We start from the raw sequence: 19,677 nt of genomic DNA, 5'->3' as shown, positions 1-19,677 counted from the left end.
GAAAAAGACACTCGTTTGTTTAAATAAAAAACAAATGTTGCAAATACTGCTTTTTGTTTAAACAATTTGGCTTAATACTTGTTTTATTTGATAAATATTTGAGCAACGTTGCCCTATTTTTTTCATTAACATCTCTGTTAAAACCATTTCAAAAATTTTAAATTGCTGTGGTAACACCACATTTAACTGCTGACAATGCAAAAATGCCCAATCTTGATAGCTTTTCGCCGATAAGCGCTGTTGTGTCAACCACTCCAACCAAACGATTCCCAACGCATAAATATCGGATTGAAATGATTTTGGTTGACCATGAAACAATTCTGGTGCCATATACCGAGGTGTTGCGGTATGTGTTGCGATATTTGTTAAATTTGCCTCTTGAGCGATGTTTACAGCCTGTTCAAAGTCAATCAAATAACTTTTCTCATCCTTAACTCGAAAGTGCTCAACTTTGATATCGCCATGCAGATAACCATAGTCATGCAAATGTTCAAGCACATCTAAGCTGAGTACTAATCGCTTACCAATTTCAGCCAAGCTAAGTCGATCAGGCAGATCCTGAAAAAGCTTTGGGGCATCTTCCACCCATAAAGTCTGATCAATGACCTCTTCTTCAATTTTAAATTGCTGAAATGGATCAAATATTGAAAAATTTAACAATACAGGTTGAGCTTCAGTCTCCAATGCATTCAACTCGCTATAACAGTTCAGTTCATTGAAAAAGTGCTGTTGATAACAGCGATTTGAATTTTTGAGCTGTAATTTCAACCAAAACCATTGCTGTCCCTGTTGAATTTGATAAACACGGCGACCAAATTTTTGACTTTGGATTGAATTATATGCAACTGGAAGAATTCTGCTTTGGCTCATACTTCGGTCAATTGTTCTGCGGGTATATCTTTCGTCATTGGATGATTCAAAACTTCTAGACAATGTTGGATTGTTTTACCAATACGCGCATGTGTTTCTATGCTTGAAATTTTTGGCCAAGTTGCACGCTCACCTTCTCGTTGCAACAGCTTGAATAGATATGGGCGTGGGTTCTGTAACATATAGCTATAATGGCGCAGACTATACTCCCCAATAATATTGACATCACCATAGTAGCGCTGGTCAATAATACCGTAACCGTGATCGAGTAAACGACGCATAGAAGGAACTCGTCCCATACGATCTCTGGCAAAATCCATGATCCCCATTGCAGCCATGCGTCCTTGACTACGCACAATACGTTCAGGCCAACTCAGTAAATCTCTACGATAACGTTCTTCATCATTCTGCATAAACGGTACAATATGTGGATTAACCTGACTGGCAATGGTGTAATTCAAATTATAAAGACGTGACATGCGCTCTTGGGGGAAATCATTGCGGACACTGCCATCCACCCAACGCGTATTTGCCAAATAAGGGGTATGTACACCATCGTAACGTTTACTGATCAAACGCACAGGTGGAAATAAAACCGGTACAGCACATGATGCCAATACTGCACTCCAGACCAATAAATCTGGTGAGGTATATTTATTCATGATTCGTACATCTTCTTGGGAAACATCATAAGGCGCGACGGTGACATTGATATCCAAGCCTGATTTTTCAAACGCCTCCTGAAACGTTACATCACCTAAATTTTCGACCAAAAACTTTTTAAGATATCGGACATCTGCAAAACCACCATTGCCTTTGATTAATTCTTTTAAGCTACGAAAGTGAAAGGCTTCACTATAAAATTGGTCACCACTCAGCAAGTTTGGAATCTCACCTGGTTCATTTACCCCCAGCATCGCCGTCATGATTGCCCCAGCACTTGAACCAGAAAGTACTTTTGGCATTAAGTCTTGTTCCATTAATGCCTTACAAACACCGCTATGGAATAAACCTAAGGTTGCCCCACCTGAAAACATCAGTGCGGGCTGACCATAGGCCTTTTCACAGTTTTCGAAAAACTTCCTTTTGCTTTCATGACACAAGGCTTGGCAACTTTCTGAAGCGATGAATGCCAAACTATTACTGACTTCATCGATATAATCTTCAATTATTTTTTTAGTTCCAACATAGGTATGTGCAAATAGCATCGGATGCCCGATGTTGGCAACATCGTGACTAAATCCTTCTCTTAGGATATACATCAAATCTTGGGTGCGATTTTGCAGACGATAACGACGCAATAAATTTAACCGATGGGAAATAATTTCAGCATCAAAATATGGAGAGGTATTATCCAGCTTCCACTCCTGTGCCCCCGTTTCTTCATCCAGTTTTAACGCTATAGATTTCCACTCTTCATAGTTTTCCGCATGTTTCAGTTTTCTTTTTAGTTTTTTAATACGATAAGCCTGATGCGGATTTAAATCTTGAGTAAGTTCTAATAACATTTCTAATATTCCTTTGATTTTTAATCCGACACTTTTAGATACCTGTCGATAAACTATGCTGAAAAATAACCAGATAATCAATTACCATAAGTCATTTAATTCTTGCTTTAGATTCCAATTATCGCCTATTGAGATTAGCTCAATAAAATTACTGTGCTAATATCAACCACACATTGTAATTTCTGAAAATAGCGAACGGATATGGCAACTTTCGACTTACCTGACAATATCATCCAAAAATTATCCACTGTTCTTGATCAGTTACATCAAGTCCTTCCTGAAACAAAAAAGGATACCGACTTTGCAGCAGTGGCTTTTAGGTGGCACGATAAACAACTCAAAGCGATTTATAACCCGAAAGCAATGCATTTGGATGATCTTAAAGGGATTGAACGTCAGAAAGCTAAAATTTTACAAAATACTGAACAATTTCTACACGGCTTACCTGCCAACGATATTTTACTGACTGGCTCACGCGGCACAGGAAAATCATCCATTGTCCGTTCTTTACTTACCCAGTATGCAGAACAAGGCTTACGTTTAATTGAAATTGAACGAGATGATTTGTCAGACTTACCAGAAATTCAAAAAATTATTAAAAATCGTCCAGAAAAGTTCATCGTTTATTGTGATGACTTGGCATTTAATGCTGAAGATGAAAATTATCGTAGTTTAAAAAGTGTCTTAGATGGCTCGCTACAATCTGGCTCAAGTAATTTTGTGATTTACGCGACCAGTAACCGTCGTCATTTATTACCTGAATTTATGCATGAAAACACGCCTGTAACCAAAGTCGATGTGCCGCAATATAAAGAGTTGCATCCGCAAGAAGCTATCGAAGAAAAGATTTCATTATCAGATCGTTTCGGTATGTGGTTGTCGTTTTATCCAATGGATCAAAATCTTTATTTAGAAATTGTGGAGCACTATTTAGCAAAAGCAGACATGCCCTTTGCTGATGATGTTCGTGTTGAAGCATTAAGATGGTGTCAAGCTCGTGGCCAACGTTCAGGGCGTGCAGCATATCAATTCTCTAAACATTGGATTGGTTCAGAACGTTTAAAGGCTTTATAAGTCTGACTTTTTAGATATACAAAGCCCTAACTGAATAATAGTCAGGGCTTTTATTATTTATCAGTTAGATCATGTGCGATAAGAATAAGTAAGCTAAGCGAATAGCGATATCAAAACGTCCAATAAAAGATCATATTTTTATAAGCTCATTCATACTAAACCCATTTATCACCCGATAAAATCTCACTACTTCTTTGTCTCATTTGATAACAATAGCTTGAATGGATTGCCCTGTTTCATTCAATCCCTATCATTCAAATAAAGCTTAAATTATTCGTTTCTATGTAAAAAAAACCATCAACACACAACTCAAGCTGACTGCTGGTTAATCATGCAACTAAAAGCCAAAATTAAAAAATTCAATATATTTAAATATATTTCAAATACTTAAACACAAAGCAATAATTCATCCAGAACATTTTATTTCAGCACATCACAGTTTAAGCGTGATAAAATAGTCGACAGTTTCATATAGGATAGGTCTATGCAGTTTGTTCATCTTGGTATTCATACCGAATTCTCGATTACAGAATCGATCGTACGTATACCTGATCTGATTAAAGCTGCCGCATCTGATGAAATGCCTGCTTTAGCCATTACAGACCTATCCAATCTGCATGCAGCTGTTAAGTTTTATAACAAATCGCTGGGGAAAGGGATTAAACCTATTTTCGGCAGTGTAATTCGATTAAACGATGCAAACCATAAAGCAACCTTACTGGCAATGACCAATAAAGGCTGGCGTGGTCTGACTGAAATTGTCTCTCGCGGCTTTATTGAAGGACAACAGCTGTCGATTCCATGTGTACAAAAAGAATGGGTGCTTGAACAGTCTCAAGACCTTATTGTACTTTTGGGCCTACATAGTGATGTCGGAGAAATGCTCTGTGCAGCTTATCCTGAAAAAGCCGAACCACTGTTAGAACAATGGATCGAAAAATTTGGCAATCGTGTTTATTTAGCGCTGACGCGTACAGGTCGCCCATTAGAAGAAAGCTTCAATGAAGAAGCGGTTAAACTCGCTGCAAAATATAATATTGGTGTTGTGGCACATAATGATGTGCATTTTGTTAGACCAGAAGATTATGAAGCACATGAAGCACGCGTTTGTATCGCAGATGGTTATGTTCTAGGCGATAGTAAACGTCCTAAGCATTACAGCCCTGAGCAATATTTTAAAACCTCTGCTGAAATGATTCAGCTATTTGCAGATATTCCAAGTGCGATAGAAAATACCTTACAAATTGCAAAACGTTGTACAGTTTCACTCCGTTTAGGATTCCATGACCTACCAGACTATCCAATTCCGGAAGGTCATACCATCCATTCTTACTTTGAGCATCTCTCTGAAATTGGTTTAGAAGAACGCTTAGACTTCCTTTACCCTATTGAAACGCGTGATGAAGATTGGGCTGAAATTCGTAAGCCTTATGATGAACGTCTGGCCTATGAGCTTGGCATTATCAATAAAATGGATTTCCCTGGTTACTTCCTCATCGTCATGGACTTTATTCAATGGTCTAAAAACAATGGGGTTCCTGTAGGTCCCGGTCGTGGTTCAGGTGCAGGCTCACTCGTCGCTTATAGTTTAAAAATTACTGACTTAGACCCGTTGCGTTATGACCTACTCTTCGAACGTTTCTTAAACCCAGAACGTGTATCCATGCCCGACTTTGATATCGATTTCTGTATCGCTGGGCGTGATAAGGTCATCGATTATGTGGCACGCCATTATGGTCGTGATGCGGTTTCTCAGATTGCAACCTTCGGTACCATGGCTGCTAAAGGTGCGATTCGAGATGTAGCACGGGTTTTAGGTAAATCTTACGGTTTGGCAGATCGTATTTCTAAAATGATTCCGACTAAACCTTTAGGTCTCACCTTAGAAGAATCTATTGAGGCTGAACCACAACTTAAAGATATTGTGACCAATCCATCCAACCCAGATTATGATGATGCTGCTGAAATCTGGGAAATGGCGCTCAAGCTTGAAGGCATTACCCGTAATACAGGTAAACACGCAGGTGGTGTAGTCATCGCACCAACCAAAATCACCGATTATTCGGCAATTTTGTGTGAAGCTGATGGCACAGGACGGGTTGCCCAATTCGATAAAGATGATGTAGAAGCTGCGGGCTTAGTAAAATTCGACTTCTTGGGCTTACGTAACCTTACTGTAATTGAAGATGCAATTCAAAATATTAATAAGCGTATTCAATCTGATAAGCCGTTAAATATTTCAAACATTCCTTTGGACGATCCTAAATCCTATGCAGTATTTGCTGACGCAAATACCACCGCGGTATTCCAGTTTGAATCCGTGGGCATGAAAAAAATGCTTAAAGAAGCACGCCCAAGTAAATTTGAAGAAATTATTGCCTTCGTATCCTTATATCGACCGGGTCCAATGGACCTTATCCCCGACTTTATCCATCGTATGCATGGTGGTGAGTTTGAATACTTACATCCACTGTTAGAAAGTGTACTCGAACCCACTTATGGGATCATGGTATATCAGGAACAGGTGATGCAAGCCGCACAGTTCTGTGCAGGCTATACACTGGGTGGTGCAGATTTACTTCGTCGTGCGATGGGTAAAAAGAAAGTCGAGGAAATGGTCAAGCAACGTGCCACCTTTATTGAAGGTGCTGCGAAAAAAGATATTGATGAAGGTACAGCCAACCATATCTTTGACTATATGGAAAAATTCGCAGGCTATGGTTTTAACAAATCACATGCCGCCGCTTATGCTTTAGTTGCCTATCAAACGGCTTGGTTAAAAGCACATTACCCTTCTGAATTTATGGCTGCGGTCATGTCTTCGGAAATGCAAAATACAGATAACATTGTATTTTTAATTGATGACTGCCGAATCAACAACTTAGTCGTATTGCCGCCATCGGTAAATATGTCGTTCTACCAATTCTATGCCAGTGATGTAAACACCATTATTTATGGTTTAGGTGCAATTAAAGGTGTCGGCGAACAGGCCATGCAATCCGTGATTGATTCACGTGAGCAAGACGGTCCTTTTAAAGATTTATTTGATTTCTGCCACCGTGTAGATTTGAAAAAAATCAATAAAAGAACATTGGAAGCATTGATTCGCGCTGGTGCACTGGACTGTTTGGGAATTGAACGCTCAAGTTTAATGGCTCAACTTCCAGAAGCTGTCCAAGCCGCTGAACAGGCACGTTCTAATCGTGAAACGGGCATTATGGACTTATTTGGTGAAGTTGAAGAGGTTCAACGTAAGCCAGCTAAACCTGTAAAACCGTGGTCTGATGAAGTACGTCTAAAAGGTGAAAAAGATACATTGGGTTTATATCTGACAGGTCATCCAATTGATGTCTATCGTGCAGAATTAAAATCCTTTATTCCAAATAAAATTAATGAATTAACCCCTACTCGTCGTGGTGTAACTACTGTTTTCGCAGGTTTAGTGGTCGATATTGCCAATTTCCCGAATCGGATGATGATTACCCTTGATGACGGTACAGCACGTATCGAAGTCTCTGCGAATCATGAACGCTTCCAACGCTTTAAAGACATCATTCAAAATGAAAAAGTGGTGGTGATTGAAGGTGAAATTTATGAACGTGAAGGTTTTGACCGTCCTATGGGCCGTTTGACCAAAGCATTCACCCTTAATGAAATTCGACAAAAGCGCGCCAATAGCATTGCCATAACACTGAATACTGAAGTGATGACGAAAACTTTAGCCTCGGATATTCAAAAGATCTTACTGCCCTTCTGTAATGTCGATATGTGTCAACACATTCCAATGCAGATTCAGTTAGATTACGACTATGCCACGGCTGAGTTACATTTAGGGCAACAATGGAAAGTTGCCCCATTGGATGAGTTACTTTCTAAATTACGTGATTACTTTGGTAAAGAATCTATTCATATTGAATACCAAGTCAAATCTAAAGCGGCAAAAGCCGTGGATCATCGTGGACTTGCCCAACCGAGTCAAGTTGCACCACCGCCAGAAAATATGAGTATGGATGATGCAATGGATGACTATATGGCAGATGCAGGCCAATTCTCCTAACCTCCCTATTTGAATTTAAAGCTTAATATTTTGGAATATTCATGGATATTTTCGACAATGCTGTGATTTCACAGCATTTAAGTCATGTACGTATTGTCATGGTCAATACGACGCTTCCTGCCAATATCGGAAGTGCTCTACGTGCGATGAAAACAATGGGCTTAACCAAACTTGTGCTCGTTGCGCCTAAAACCTACCCTCACCCTGATATAGATGCGTTAGCGGCTGGCGCAGCAGATCTGATCGAGCAAATTGAAATTGTCGACAGCTTAGAAAATGCCATTAAAGATTGTCATATCGTATTTGGAACCAGTGCACGTAGTCGCACCATTCCGTGGCCTTTGCTTGATGCACGCCCTGCGGCGCAAAAATCAATGCAAGCTGTTATCCAACACCAACAAGAAATCGCTATTGTCTTCGGTCGTGAAGATCGTGGCTTAACCAATGAAGAACTTGCGCTGGCAAACTTTCATGTCACAGTCCCAGTAAATAGTGATTATGGTGTGTTAAATGTTGCTCAAGCAATTCAGGTACTGTGCTATGAAATGCGTATGGCAACATTGGAATTAGCTGACAAGAAACTGGATACTGAAGCGGTGATGCGGGTAACAGATTCAGAAGATATGCATTGGGATGAACCTTTGGTCACACATGAGCAAATGGAACAATTTTATCCGCATATTGAAAAAATGTTGGCTGATATCGAATTTTTAGACCCTAAAAACCCGCGTTTACTGCCTTTACGCTTGCGTCGATTATTTGGGCGTATACAATTAGATAAGATGGAATATCATTTATTAAGAGGCATTTTTAGCCGAGTTCAAGCCTTGAATAATGGTACATGGAAAAAGTCAAAAGATGAGGATCAAAACTAATGCTAAAACAGCTTAAAGAAGATATCCAAGCTGTATTTGCGCGAGATCCTGCTGCGCGTAATACATTTGAAGTTTTAACCACATATCCTGGGATACATGCATTAATGATGCATCGTGTTGCCCATGAATTATGGGAAAAAGATTGCAAAACTTCAGCGCGCATTTTGTCTTCTTTTAGTCGTTTTGCAACAGGTATTGAGATTCACCCTGGCGCTAAAATAGGTAAACGCTTTTTTATCGATCATGGCATGGGTGTGGTGATTGGTGAGACAGCAGAAATTGGTGATGATGTCACCTTGTATCATGGGGTGACTTTAGGCGGCACGACATGGAATAAAGGTAAACGTCATCCGACTTTAGCAGATGGTGTTGTAGTAGGTGCTGGTGCAAAAATCCTAGGTCCTTTTGTGGTCGGTAAAAATGCCAAAGTAGGCTCAAATGCTGTTGTAACTAAAGCTGTACCTGATGGCGTCACTGCGGTAGGCAACCCTGCTCGCTTTATTAGCAAAGATAAAGAAATCGTCACTACACCAGAACCAAGTTGTCCAGAAGAAATGAGCAGTGGCATTGAAAACACAGAATTTCAAGCCTATGCAGCCGTACCAGAACAATCCGACCCTATGCTGGACGGCATGCGTGTTCTGTTAGATCGTTTGGAACAAAATGAAAAACGCATCAATAGTTTGTGCCAACGTTTATCACTTTTAGACCCAACGTTCAATTTACAGCACAATATTGAACAGCCTTTGAGTGATGATGAAATCAAAATTATTGAAGAAGTTAGACGTGAATGTGCAGCACAAAACCACTCATCGAAAGCATAAGGTTGCTTAGGGTCTGTTGACAATTCGTCTATGTTTGCGACTACGTGTGTTTTTTAGGCGATACTAGGCGCGAAATACGAAATTTAGTTATTCTAAATGAGTAGTTCGTAACAACGTAGCGGCAAAAAACACACTAGTCCCCCCGCTGCGCCTTGCGCTGCAAACAAAGCAGTGCTTTGTTCTTGCTCAGGGTTGTGGCTAAAATTATCTCAGCCTACGTTATGAAGCTCGAAAATAGTCTCGCTATTCTCTTCGTTTCATGCCTTGCCTGCTCAATTTTAACCTACAATGCAAGCCATTTATGAAATGTCAACAGACCCAACTACTTCACAAAATGAAGTGTCAATAGACTGTAATGTATAATTTTTAATAATACGAACCAAATCAAGTTGCATGTTCAGACGTCTTTTCATAGACTGATGCGCATGCACGTTTTTTAATATAAATTAATGGAAGAAACACATGACGATTAAGCCTTTGGCATATGCATTGCTCGCAACATCATTACTTACTGCGTGTTCAACAACACCCACCAAGCAACAAAATAAAATAGATGCAAACGAGCCGTTTATTTACACTGAGCCTGAATTGTCTCCTCCGTTCTATGCATTAAACCCTTTCGATTACTCGCAACCGCCTGTTTTTGAATTAGAGTTAAAAAAAGCATCGGCTCAACCTGTAAACAAACTCGAAGTTACTGATCCTGCAAATCCAAGCCAAAAAATCATTTTAGATACCAATAAATTGATTGTACCTACAGTAAATAGCTCACAACGTGCTATGAAATATGCAGTACTTGCTGGAAACAATGAAATTGACATCACTGCAATTGATGATTTCTTACAAATGGTTGAAGGCAAAGCACGTCATTACCCACCACAATTTAGTGATCGTAAAGAACGTAAAGGCTTTGAAGCTAAGTTGAAAGAAGTCTCTACTCAGCTTGACCAATTAGCTGCAGCACCAAATGCTTCTTTTGATATTTTGATTCGTGCATTTAAAGCCAGTGTTTTGGGACGTAACCTTGACCTAGGTTCTTCTTATACCACCAAGTCATTAGAGTATGCTCAACGTATTCTCAAAATCAACAAAGATGATGCTGAAGCAAACTTGTGGTTTGGTTTCTCTTTATCTGAGGGTGGCGGTCAAAAAGAAGCGATTCCATATTTAGATAAAGCTATCAAACAAGGTGTTCAAGAAGCCTATTTATCTTCTGCAAACAACTTTATTGGTATGGAGCAAAAGAAAAATGCGATCCAAACCTTGAAAAACTATAAAGTGAAATACCCAGAAGAAGCTGAAGTTGCAGATCGCTTAATTCAAGAAATTGAAAAGCAAGGTCGTTACAACGTTTGGCAGGTTTTGAAAAACCCAGCTCTAGCAAAATAAATTTATAAATTTTTGAAAAAATAGGCTGAACATTCAGTCTATTTTTTTGTTTATAAATTGAATAAAACTAACGTATGATTCAAACAAAGATTGATCTAGTTAATGATTATGCAATACTCAAAAAACAATATTTTGCTTTGTGCTTTAGCAATGAGCCCATTGATTTTATCTGGATGCCAAGTTGTCAGTGTAAAAAATCAAAAGGTGAATGTAACCATTACCAATGAACGTGACAGCATTTTGACCCGTTCAAAAATGAGTGAAGCCAGCTTAAATGTCTTGTCGATGACTGGACGAGAAGCCAAATCTTGTACAGATGAACCCGAAAAATGTGTGGCAGATTTAGCTGAAATCCCACAGATTCAAGATGAACAACTGCTTTCGACCGCAAGTGAAATTTACTTAACCAAAGCAATCAATCTTGGCGACTCATCAGATTGTAAAGTCAGTCTTTTTTCTAAGCATCAATCCACTGATAAACAACAAGCCTCGCAGAAAAACTATGAGCAATGTTTAGATCAGCAAATGGTGATGTTAGATAACAGCATCCGCTATAGTTATGCCTATTTATTTAAAACTGAACGCCAACCTCAAGACCGTATTTTTAATAACCGACAAGTTCAGATACGTGACTTTTATAATCAAGCCTTAGCTAAACTGATTTCGACATATGCCGTAAGAAATAAAAACCAAAAAGTAGCAAAACAAATTAAAGTTGGCAAAAGCACTTATCGCATTAACTTTAATGGTTACCCTGCACTGGCTCAGATTGAACTTGAGGATCTTGTTTCAAGCTATAATTTAAACTTTTCAGGTTTACGTTCGATCAACCGTAGAGACGGTTTCGGTGCAGAATTTGTCGCAATTTTACCCAACACAACAGCACCTGAAGAAAACAAATATATTGTGAATCCATTTGATTATAAATACAAAAATGGCATAAATCCCAATATTCATCAACCACGTTATTTATCGGTTAGTATTGCAGCACAACCTGAAAATGCAAATGAATCACTACAAAACATCTTACACAACCCAAACTTTCAACTGAATGTTTATGATCCTTATAGCATTGAAAATTTAAAAATTGGTGGCAAACAATACCCGCTTGCTGCAAACTTTTCAGCTCCCTATGGTCTATGGCTGGCTCAAAATAACTTAGGTATTGCGGCTTATCTTAGCTTAATCGATCGTGATCAAAGCCTGACCATGCCTCATTTATATATGCTTGAACCGTACAACCCAAATAAAAAAGTGATTGTTTTGGTACACGGTTTAGCCAGTAGCCCTGAAGCTTGGATTCGTTTAACCAATGATATTATGGGCGACAATGTATTGCGTGAGCACTATCAAGTTTGGCAGGTTTTTTATTCAACCAATATGCCAATATTAGAAAGCCGTTTTCAGATCAATGCTATCATTAATCAAGGTTTTGCTTCAATTAATCAAAATTCTGCTTCTGCTAAAGATGCCGTGTTGATTGGGCATAGTATGGGCGGGATTATTGCGCGCTTATTAGTCAGTGATGCCAATCTAACACAACCCGCCTTAAAGATGTTGAACAATCGTAAATTTGATAAATTTAAAGATGATCCAATGTTCAAATCGCGCTTGACTATTCAAGCTGTGCCTAATTTTGATCGTGCTATTTTTATTTCAGCACCACATCGTGGTACTGCATTTGCTGATCGCTGGTTCACTTTGGCTGCTCGTCGAATTATTAAGCTGCCAGGCGCCTTCTTGGGAGCTTTAGCTGACTCTATAGATGATCGTGATTTAAATGCAAAAAACTTTTTAAAAGATGTTGGGCATGGACTGATTCAAAATGGTCCAAGTGACTTAAGCCATAGCTCAAACTTCACCAAATTGACTGAAAACGTTATGCCAAAGAAAGACATGATCTATCATTCAATTATGGGGAATATCACCAATAGCACTGATCCTAACGTGATGACGGATGGAATCGTTCCATATACCAGCTCACATTTAGACGGCGCAGTATCTGAGAAAATTATCAAGGGTGGCCATTCAATCCAAGAGACACCTGAAGCCGTATTGGAACTTAGACGGATTTTAAGATTACATTTGACTGAGCTTGGGCTTTATAAACCTTAAACTCAGCGTCCAAGCACATAAAAATGCCAGTCAATCTTAAATTGGCTGGCATAGGATTATTGGTTTTATAAAAATCTAAGGTCTTATCCGAATCAGTGAATAACTTATTTATAAATCAGTGGTTCCTGCAAAAAGCGCGATTACATCTGCTTCGGTTAGTTTTTTTGTCTCATTGTTAAAAGCATAAAACTCAGGCTTATTGTCTATAAAAATTTCCATATCGAATTTTATATCTTGAGGCTGTTGATCCAATGCAAATGCATTGATATTGCAATAACTCTGGTCTTTAGTCCGCCAAAATAAATTTGTGCCACAGCAGTTACAAAAGCCTCGCTCGCCCCAATCAGAAGAATTATAAATACTTAAGTGCTCATCTTGAGTAAACTGTAAACTGCCCTGTTCGACATCAATCGTCATAATTACACCGCTCGTTTGTCTTCTGCAAATTGAACAATGACACGCATGAACATCATGATTTTTTAATTCAACCGTAAAAGTTGTTGCCCCACAAACACATTGCCCTTTCATAATGATTTCCTTGTTTTATAAATTTTCCACAAAGATACTACGATGATGTAGTGAAATTATAGTGAAACAGATATTTTTTATCATATCCATGTTTTTTAATTGAAAAGCAAAATGATTCACTCTAAATTAGTCAATACAACAATTTAAATATAATATTTGGAAAAGTATGCGTTATAAAATTATAGATGTTTATCAGCTCCAAAATATTCAACGGTATATTGCAAAGTGCCTAAAGACACAATCACCTCAATTCATTGTGATTGAAAGTGATCAAACCTTATGTAAAGAGCTCGATATTATTGATGTCGACTTACAAGCATCGATTGCCACGTGGGCAACGGGTGAAAGAATTGATTTAAAAATCATTCATCAATCCAACCATATTGAAAAATTCTACGATTTTGAACATTAAAAAGATCAACTCAATCGTTCAAATTCAATAAAAAGTTTGACAGTAAATCCCCCAACATCATATTTTACTTTAAGTTCTCTTTTAGAACCCTATATAAAGGATAAATATATGAAACACCCAAAAGAAATGACAGGGCTTGAATTTCTACAAGCAATGGTTGCTGGACAAATTCCTAGAGCATCGATTAGTGAAACCATCCCGATGGATTTACATGAAATTTCGCATGGTCATGCAAGTTTTAAAGTCAAAGCGGACCAACGTCATTTAAATCCTTTAGGCGGCGTACATGGCGGTTTTGCAGCAACAGTTTTAGACTCAGCAACAGGTTGTGCAGTACATACCACCCTAGAAGCAGGCGTAGGTTATGGCACCATCGATTTAAATGTAAAAATGTGCCGCCCTGTACCTCAAAATAAGCAATTATTTGCTATTGGACAGTTGATTAATTTAAGTAAAAGTCTTGCCATTTCTGAAGGGAAATTGGTCGATGAAGATGGCAAATTATATGCACATGCAACAGCGACCTGTATGATTATTCGTACATAATTGACTGCTTAGAGTGCTATTTATATTGAATAGCACTTATTCAGCATTAGCCTTCGGTTCATCAACATACATCTTACCCATCTTCAACTGTTTTAGGCTCTCATCCCATTCCAAATTACGCTTACAATTGATTGCTTCTGCACGGCTAATTTCTGCCATGTTTTGCCCACAATATCCCCCACCAACTTCGACTTGAACGATAGCTTTGGCTTGATTATTGATAATCTGATAAGAAAATACCGCACTGTTAAAAATTTCTTGTATGGTTTTATGATCTTTAGATTGGTAGATCACCAGCTGATCTCCCCCATGCCCTCTAAATACACCATCTTCAACACACCGAATTGAGTCAGGTTCATAAATATATTCTGGCTGATCATCCCCAATTAAATCCACAACCGTAACAACATCTTTCATATCAACCGCTACAGCTTGCTTACAATGTTTCTGTGCATCTTTTACCTGCTGTATAAGCTCATCAGGATAATTTAACGCTTTAGATTTATGCTCTATTTTTGCTTCAGTAACAGTCGTAGGAATTTCGACTTCAACTTCACTGCTTGACTTTCCTGAATCAGCTTTTGCACGATCAACTTTGTCATTATTATCTGCTGCAATCGCTACTTTTTTCGTAGACTCCGCTGGAGCTGCATTCTGAGAATTTTGTTGAGAACAAGCGCTTAAGAAAACAAGCACTGATAAACTCAAAATATTGACAATGTTCAAAATATTTTCCTAAATATAAACTAAGGTTTCTTAATAAAATAAATACTTAAAGTTATGAAATTTAAATATAAAAATGAAATCAGCAAATCCATAAAAGACCGAATAATAACGATTTCTATGCTGATCTAGATTCACCTTTAAAGTTTTGAAAAATTTACTTTCGCATTTTGCTCAAAATTTTTTCTAAAATATTCAGTCTGATACAAAGGTTGCATGTGAAAAAAATGCTGTAAAACTTCTGCTCTTTTGACTTTATAGATTTCAGCATCAACCCACGCGTATTCTTGTTGAATTTGCTGTTCATATTCTGCAAAACGTTCAACTGGACTAGCTAAAATAGCCAAATCGATATCAAGTAAATAATTTAAATCATGCTGTTTAGACGGCTGATGCTTTTGTGTTGCAATGATCCATTGAGAAACTTTGTCTAAGACCGATTGCGTTAAAATACCCACACAATGCTTGTGCATTAATTGAGCACTTTGTTGCTCATTATCTTTTGCTTGTGGATTATAAACGGCATCATGAAACCAAATTGCCAACTCAACAGCAACAGGATCATTCAATTGCGCTTTTACTTGGTGAAATAACTCAAGGCATTCGACAATATGTTGAACCGTATGATAATGACGTTGTGGCTCAGTATAAGCAGCAACAAGCAACTGCTGTAAAAAAATACACTGCTCTGTTTCGATTTCTATCTGATTCGCAAATTCAGCCCAATATTGATTGAATGGTTTGAGGTAATTTTCTGTTTTAGCTATGATCATATTTATAGAACATCTAAGACTTTATATATTAATACAACACTTTTGGCTGTTATCCCATGATCAATAAATCAAAATTTTTAGCCCCTTCTCATTTAGACAAATTTGCTTGTTATAAACACGCTGACTATTTTCAAGATCTCATTGATATTGAATGGCGAGGTCAAATACAGTCCTCCACACAAAATAAAAGATTTAAAATCAAATATTATGGAGATATTTTTGAAGAATATCAGCTCATTTGTGGGACAGACTTTGCACCAGAACTCATCTACGCGGTAGATGTAGAAAGCAATGAAGAAATTTTACTTTTTGATGGTACGCAACATGGCTATGATCCCATGTTCTGCGATGAGTTTACACATAAACAAATCACCGAAAGACCGTTAATCCATTTTTATAAAGATCAGGACAATCAGGATCAATTCGAGATCATTTTTAGTGTCTATCACAATATAGATTATGATGAAAAACTAGATGATTTTCTCAATCAAGACGGTGAAATTGAGCTTATTTCGGGGGAAATAATTTCTGTTGAGAGATTAAAATTAGATGGCTTTGATTTTGTTCAAATCAAAGCGGTAAATTCGCTTGGTCATGAATACATTATTTTTGAAAAAGAGCTGGCTTAAAGCAAGCCAACTCTCTTTCAATACATTAAACGATTGAAATACTTAAGCAACTTGCTCATCACGCTTAAATACCAGTTCACCTTTCAATGAACTCTCGGCATCGAAATAATAACCATCAGTATTAAAGGATTTAAGATCATCCATTTTTTTCAATTGATTTTGAATGATGTATCGAGCCATTAAGCCACGCGCTTTTTTAGCATAGAAGCTAATCACTTTATATTTACCATTCTTCTGATCTAAGAATACTGGTTTAATAATATCAGCCTGAATTTTTGCTTCCTTGACCGATTTATAGTATTCATCAGAAGCAATATTGACCAATAACGTTGAGCCGCTTTGTTGCAAATCCTGATTGATCAAATCGGTAATTCGATCCCCCCAAAACTCATAAAGATTATGACCACGGGTATTGGCAAGTTTTATTCCCATTTCCAAACGATACGGCATCATTAAATCAAGAGGACGTAATAAGCCATATAGACCGGATAAGCTGCGTAAATGATCTTGCGCAAAATTGAGATCGTCTTGCGACAAACTATAAGCATCCAGACCTGTATAAACATCGCCTTTAAATGCAAAAATTGCTTGTCGCGCGTTGGCAAAACTAAAGTCAGCATTCCAGTCACGAAAACGCTCCGCATTGAGATTGGCAATTTTTTCACTGACACTCATCAAACTGGCAATATCTGAAGCGGAGAGTTTACGACTTAGGTCTATAAGCTGTTGAGATTGATCCAGCAGTCTTGGTAGAGTGTGCGTATCGGTCGGGAGTGCTGACTGGTAATCGAGTGTCTTAGCAGGGGAAATTAAGGCGAGCATGGTCTTCCTGATCAAAAAATAACTAATCAAACTATAACAGTCGGGATATTTTAATTCCAATTCATGTTTTCTGTGAACAGAATCGGTAAACTATCGCACTTCCCTGCTTATGATCGTTTAAATTATGTCCGAACAACTGTTCATTCAAGGTTCGGTTGGCAAAATTGAAGTTTTTGTTGACTATCCTGTGGGCGAAGTAAAAGGTTTTGCTGTCGTTTGTCATCCTCACCCACTGCAAGGTGGTACACCTCAACATAAAGTTCCTGCTTTACTTGCACAAATCCTCTCTGAACAGGGTTGTGTGGTCTATCGCCCAAGTTTTCGCGGTTCTGGACAAAGCGATGGAATCCATGATGAAGGCTTTGCTGAAACTGAAGATATTCTAGAGGTCATTAGACACGTTAGACAATTACACAAAAGTCTACCTTTCTATGTTGGCGGTTTTAGTTTTGGTGCACATGTAATGGCAAAAGCCTATCATGCGCTCCCTGATGAAATTAAACCGCAACAAGTGATCTTATGTGGTTTACCAACATCCACTGTAGATGGTCTACGTCATTATGTTACCCCAGCAATTAAAGGCGATATCCTGTTTGTACACGGTGAAGCAGATCCGACGACTAAACTCTCTGATTTGCTTGAATGGGCGAAACCACAACGTCATTTGATCACCGTATTGCCAGGTGCAAACCATTTCTTTACAGGTTATTTAAAGCAGTTAAGAATCGCAATTTCGCGTTTTCTTCTTGTGCCATAAATCTGAATTTAAAAAATTTAGGATAAATAAGGTGAGTGATTCACTTTATTTATCCGTTCACATCATCCCAACTCAAACCAAATTTCGCCAAATACTTTTTCACGCGATCGCTGTCGTTGGTGGTTTGTCTTTGCTCGCGAGATACAGAAAATAAACGCCGTCCAGCATCGGCCATGGATTTCGATTTTTGGCAAACATCAATCACCCCCTGCAATTGAATACGATCAAATTCATCAATCTGCGCCACTTGTTCAGCACTTAAAATTTTCATCAGTGACGATTGGGTTAAAGCCTCTTTATTTTCAGCAATATTCCAAATTTGTTGTAGTCGGCCAATCTCAGCATTTACTTCATGTAAACCAATACGCTCACCATTGGCTAAAGTCGCCATACGTGTCACGCTTGCAGTTAAATCACGAAAATTCCCTTGCCAACTGGCGTCTAAAGATTGCGCAAATTTTAAATATTTTTCCAAAGCATCGGTATGAAAACGTAACTGCCGTTGATGCGCAACAGCAAAACGCTGTAACTCAAAGGTGATGTTCGGTTCAATATCTTCCACACGATCTTTTAAGCTCGGTAAAAAGAAGGTCCATGTATTTAAGCGAGCCCATAGATCTTCACGGAACCGCCCTGCACGGACTTCCTCACGTAAATCTCGATTGGTTCCAGCAATCAACTGAAAGTCAGCCTGAACCTCTTTATCACTTCCTACAGGAAAGAATGACTTATCCTCCAAGGCCTTGAGCAACATGGCTTGCTCATCCAACCCTAGCTCGCCGATTTCATCGAGAAATAAAATGCCATTATCCGCACTTTTTAAATAACCAGTACGTGCTGCAATAGCACCTGTAAATGCACCTTTACTATGACCAAATAATGTCGACATCGCACTATCACCAACTAGCGTTGCGCAGTTCACATCAATAAAGCGCCCTGAAAGATGAAATTTTTCCTTTTTCAATTGATAAATTTGCTTGGCTAAATGCGACTTACCGACCCCTGTTGCACCCATAATCAAAATTGGCGCACTTGAGCGTGTTGCAACCAGTTCTACTTCTTGAATCATTTGATTAAAGTTTTGGTTCTTCGTGGCAATATTGGCTTTTAACTGCTGCCAATTTTCAGATTGTTCATGTTCAAACCGCTGGGTTAATGCTGCATATCGAGATAAATCTAAATCTATAATCCGATATTCACCCTCAGGTTGTTGTTTACCTGTAGGTGCACTTTGAATGAGTTTGGCTGGTAAATAATGCGCATCAATTAATAAATACCAACATATTTGCGCAACATGCGTACCTGTGGTGATATGTAATAGATAATGATTGTTCTCAGTATCAAAAGAATATGATTTTACAAAGTCATATAATGCACCATACATATCCGAAAAATCCCAGGGATCACGGATATTCACCTTATGACCAGTAATCTGGGTTTGCGGTGAGATTTCTAAAGCATCTTGTCGCAAATGATCAATTAAGCTGACATTACGGCGATCATGTAACAAAACCAGCTCATCAACCACTAAATCTTCATGCATCAACAAACTCATGGTAGGACGCCAGCGTTGCCAGCGATCAAGTTTTTTCCCTTGATCTAAAGTTGAACCCACAAAACCAATCACGACTGTTTTTTTAAATTTTTGCATATTTCTATAAATCTATAAAATTTTATATATCTTGCTTAAAGCATAGTTTTATTTTGTCAAAAATCAAATACTGTTTATACCGTCATTTTTTAATATTTTAAAAATCTCAGTTTCTCTTTTGAAT

General features: G+C 38.2%; 17 protein-coding genes. 10 read left to right on the top strand and 7 right to left on the bottom strand.

Going from position 1 to position 19,677, the window contains the following annotated elements; translation table 11 throughout:
* Positions 1 to 57 precede the first annotated feature (57 nt).
* Positions 58 to 870, bottom strand: coding sequence for a protein kinase domain-containing protein (locus F981_RS05260; protein ID WP_004719295.1), 813 nt, complete (start codon positions 868 to 870; stop codon positions 58 to 60).
* The gene (locus F981_RS05255; RefSeq protein ID WP_004719294.1) at positions 867 to 2,378 is read right to left on the bottom strand and encodes a DUF3336 domain-containing protein; all 1,512 of its coding nucleotides are present in this window, start codon (positions 2,376 to 2,378) and stop codon (positions 867 to 869) included. The genes F981_RS05260 and F981_RS05255 overlap by 4 nt, the downstream gene beginning before the upstream one ends.
* Positions 2,379 to 2,579: 201 nt before the next feature.
* Between F981_RS05255 and F981_RS05250 the strand changes: the two genes are divergently transcribed.
* The 6 genes from F981_RS05250 (at position 2,580) to F981_RS05225 (ending at position 12,712) form a co-directional block, all read left to right on the top strand.
* Positions 2,580 to 3,452 carry an ATP-binding protein gene (locus F981_RS05250; RefSeq protein ID WP_004719293.1) on the top strand — a complete coding sequence of 291 codons (873 nt, stop codon included), beginning with the start codon at positions 2,580 to 2,582 and terminating at the stop codon, positions 3,450 to 3,452.
* A gap of 484 nt (positions 3,453 to 3,936) precedes the next feature.
* Positions 3,937 to 7,509: a DNA polymerase III subunit alpha gene (dnaE, locus tag F981_RS05245; RefSeq protein ID WP_004719292.1), complete on the top strand. Its 3,573-nt coding sequence runs from the start codon at positions 3,937 to 3,939 to the stop codon at positions 7,507 to 7,509.
* A gap of 41 nt (positions 7,510 to 7,550) precedes the next feature.
* Positions 7,551 to 8,384 (top strand): RNA methyltransferase, encoded by an 834-nt coding sequence (locus F981_RS05240; RefSeq protein WP_004719290.1) that lies wholly within the window; start codon positions 7,551 to 7,553, stop codon positions 8,382 to 8,384.
* On the top strand, positions 8,384 to 9,208 hold the full coding sequence (gene cysE / locus F981_RS05235) for a serine O-acetyltransferase (RefSeq protein ID WP_004719288.1): 825 nt from the start codon (positions 8,384 to 8,386) through the stop codon (positions 9,206 to 9,208). Before F981_RS05240 ends, cysE begins: the two co-directional genes overlap by 1 nt.
* A gap of 462 nt (positions 9,209 to 9,670) precedes the next feature.
* Complete coding sequence (locus tag F981_RS05230; RefSeq protein WP_004719286.1) at positions 9,671 to 10,597, top strand: ABUW_2363 family tetratricopeptide repeat lipoprotein; 927 nt, start codon at positions 9,671 to 9,673, stop codon at positions 10,595 to 10,597.
* A gap of 102 nt (positions 10,598 to 10,699) precedes the next feature.
* Positions 10,700 to 12,712, top strand: coding sequence for an esterase/lipase family protein (locus tag F981_RS05225; protein WP_004719284.1), 2,013 nt, complete (start codon positions 10,700 to 10,702; stop codon positions 12,710 to 12,712).
* Between the two features lie 108 nt (positions 12,713 to 12,820).
* Here F981_RS05225 and F981_RS05220 read toward each other — a convergent pair whose 3' ends face one another.
* Entirely contained in the window at positions 12,821 to 13,240 is a 420-nt protein-coding gene (locus F981_RS05220; RefSeq protein ID WP_004719283.1) for a GFA family protein, read from the bottom strand.
* A 166-nt stretch (positions 13,241 to 13,406) separates the two neighbouring features.
* Between F981_RS05220 and F981_RS05215 the strand changes: the two genes are divergently transcribed.
* Positions 13,407 to 13,652, top strand: a complete 246-nt coding sequence (locus F981_RS05215) for a hypothetical protein (protein WP_004719281.1) — start codon at positions 13,407 to 13,409, stop codon at positions 13,650 to 13,652.
* A gap of 108 nt (positions 13,653 to 13,760) precedes the next feature.
* Positions 13,761 to 14,198 carry a PaaI family thioesterase gene (locus F981_RS05210; protein WP_004719280.1) on the top strand — a complete coding sequence of 146 codons (438 nt, stop codon included), beginning with the start codon at positions 13,761 to 13,763 and terminating at the stop codon, positions 14,196 to 14,198.
* A gap of 36 nt (positions 14,199 to 14,234) precedes the next feature.
* Here F981_RS05210 and F981_RS05205 read toward each other — a convergent pair whose 3' ends face one another.
* Positions 14,235 to 14,924: a hypothetical protein gene (locus F981_RS05205; RefSeq protein ID WP_004719277.1), complete on the bottom strand. Its 690-nt coding sequence runs from the start codon at positions 14,922 to 14,924 to the stop codon at positions 14,235 to 14,237.
* 137 nt (positions 14,925 to 15,061) lie between these two features.
* On the bottom strand, positions 15,062 to 15,694 hold the full coding sequence (locus F981_RS05200) for an HD domain-containing protein (protein ID WP_004719274.1): 633 nt from the start codon (positions 15,692 to 15,694) through the stop codon (positions 15,062 to 15,064).
* 56 nt (positions 15,695 to 15,750) lie between these two features.
* Here F981_RS05200 and F981_RS05195 point away from each other — a divergent pair, with 56 nt between their 5' ends.
* Positions 15,751 to 16,323 carry a hypothetical protein gene (locus F981_RS05195; RefSeq protein WP_004719271.1) on the top strand — a complete coding sequence of 191 codons (573 nt, stop codon included), beginning with the start codon at positions 15,751 to 15,753 and terminating at the stop codon, positions 16,321 to 16,323.
* A 42-nt stretch (positions 16,324 to 16,365) separates the two neighbouring features.
* Here the strand turns inward: F981_RS05195 and yaaA are convergent, their stop codons facing one another.
* Positions 16,366 to 17,145: a peroxide stress protein YaaA gene (gene yaaA / locus F981_RS05190; protein ID WP_004719270.1), complete on the bottom strand. Its 780-nt coding sequence runs from the start codon at positions 17,143 to 17,145 to the stop codon at positions 16,366 to 16,368.
* A 124-nt stretch (positions 17,146 to 17,269) separates the two neighbouring features.
* On the opposite strand from yaaA, the gene F981_RS05185 reads away from it, so the two are divergent.
* Positions 17,270 to 17,902, top strand: coding sequence for an alpha/beta hydrolase (locus F981_RS05185; protein ID WP_004719268.1), 633 nt, complete (start codon positions 17,270 to 17,272; stop codon positions 17,900 to 17,902).
* A gap of 49 nt (positions 17,903 to 17,951) precedes the next feature.
* Here the strand turns inward: F981_RS05185 and rtcR are convergent, their stop codons facing one another.
* Positions 17,952 to 19,553, bottom strand: a complete 1,602-nt coding sequence (gene rtcR / locus F981_RS05180) for an RNA repair transcriptional activator RtcR (protein WP_004719265.1) — start codon at positions 19,551 to 19,553, stop codon at positions 17,952 to 17,954.
* Positions 19,554 to 19,677: the final 124 nt, after the last annotated feature.

The sequence above is a fragment of the Acinetobacter guillouiae CIP 63.46 genome (genome assembly GCF_000368145.1).
GTDB classification, from domain to species: Bacteria; Pseudomonadota; Gammaproteobacteria; order Pseudomonadales; family Moraxellaceae; genus Acinetobacter; species Acinetobacter guillouiae.
Note: the sequence above shows the minus strand (reverse complement) of the source record. Positions and strands in the feature narration are given on the sequence as shown.

Bases quoted from the DNA above. Each gene is read 5' to 3' on its own strand.
- F981_RS05260 (WP_004719295.1), bottom strand. From the start codon at position 870: ATGAGCCAAAGCAGAATTCTTCCAGTTGCATATAATTCAATCCAAAGT.
- F981_RS05255 (WP_004719294.1), bottom strand. From the start codon at position 2,378: ATGTTATTAGAACTTACTCAAGATTTAAATCCGCATCAGGCTTATCGT.
- F981_RS05250 (WP_004719293.1), top strand. From the start codon at position 2,580: ATGGCAACTTTCGACTTACCTGACAATATCATCCAAAAATTATCCACT.
- dnaE (WP_004719292.1), top strand. From the start codon at position 3,937: ATGCAGTTTGTTCATCTTGGTATTCATACCGAATTCTCGATTACAGAA.
- F981_RS05240 (WP_004719290.1), top strand. From the start codon at position 7,551: ATGGATATTTTCGACAATGCTGTGATTTCACAGCATTTAAGTCATGTA.
- cysE (WP_004719288.1), top strand. From the start codon at position 8,384: ATGCTAAAACAGCTTAAAGAAGATATCCAAGCTGTATTTGCGCGAGAT.
- F981_RS05230 (WP_004719286.1), top strand. From the start codon at position 9,671: ATGACGATTAAGCCTTTGGCATATGCATTGCTCGCAACATCATTACTT.
- F981_RS05225 (WP_004719284.1), top strand. From the start codon at position 10,700: ATGATTATGCAATACTCAAAAAACAATATTTTGCTTTGTGCTTTAGCA.
- F981_RS05220 (WP_004719283.1), bottom strand. From the start codon at position 13,240: ATGAAAGGGCAATGTGTTTGTGGGGCAACAACTTTTACGGTTGAATTA.
- F981_RS05215 (WP_004719281.1), top strand. From the start codon at position 13,407: ATGCGTTATAAAATTATAGATGTTTATCAGCTCCAAAATATTCAACGG.
- F981_RS05210 (WP_004719280.1), top strand. From the start codon at position 13,761: ATGAAACACCCAAAAGAAATGACAGGGCTTGAATTTCTACAAGCAATG.
- F981_RS05200 (WP_004719274.1), bottom strand. From the start codon at position 15,694: ATGATCATAGCTAAAACAGAAAATTACCTCAAACCATTCAATCAATAT.
- F981_RS05195 (WP_004719271.1), top strand. From the start codon at position 15,751: ATGATCAATAAATCAAAATTTTTAGCCCCTTCTCATTTAGACAAATTT.
- yaaA (WP_004719270.1), bottom strand. From the start codon at position 17,145: ATGCTCGCCTTAATTTCCCCTGCTAAGACACTCGATTACCAGTCAGCA.
- F981_RS05185 (WP_004719268.1), top strand. From the start codon at position 17,270: ATGTCCGAACAACTGTTCATTCAAGGTTCGGTTGGCAAAATTGAAGTT.
- rtcR (WP_004719265.1), bottom strand. From the start codon at position 19,553: ATGCAAAAATTTAAAAAAACAGTCGTGATTGGTTTTGTGGGTTCAACT.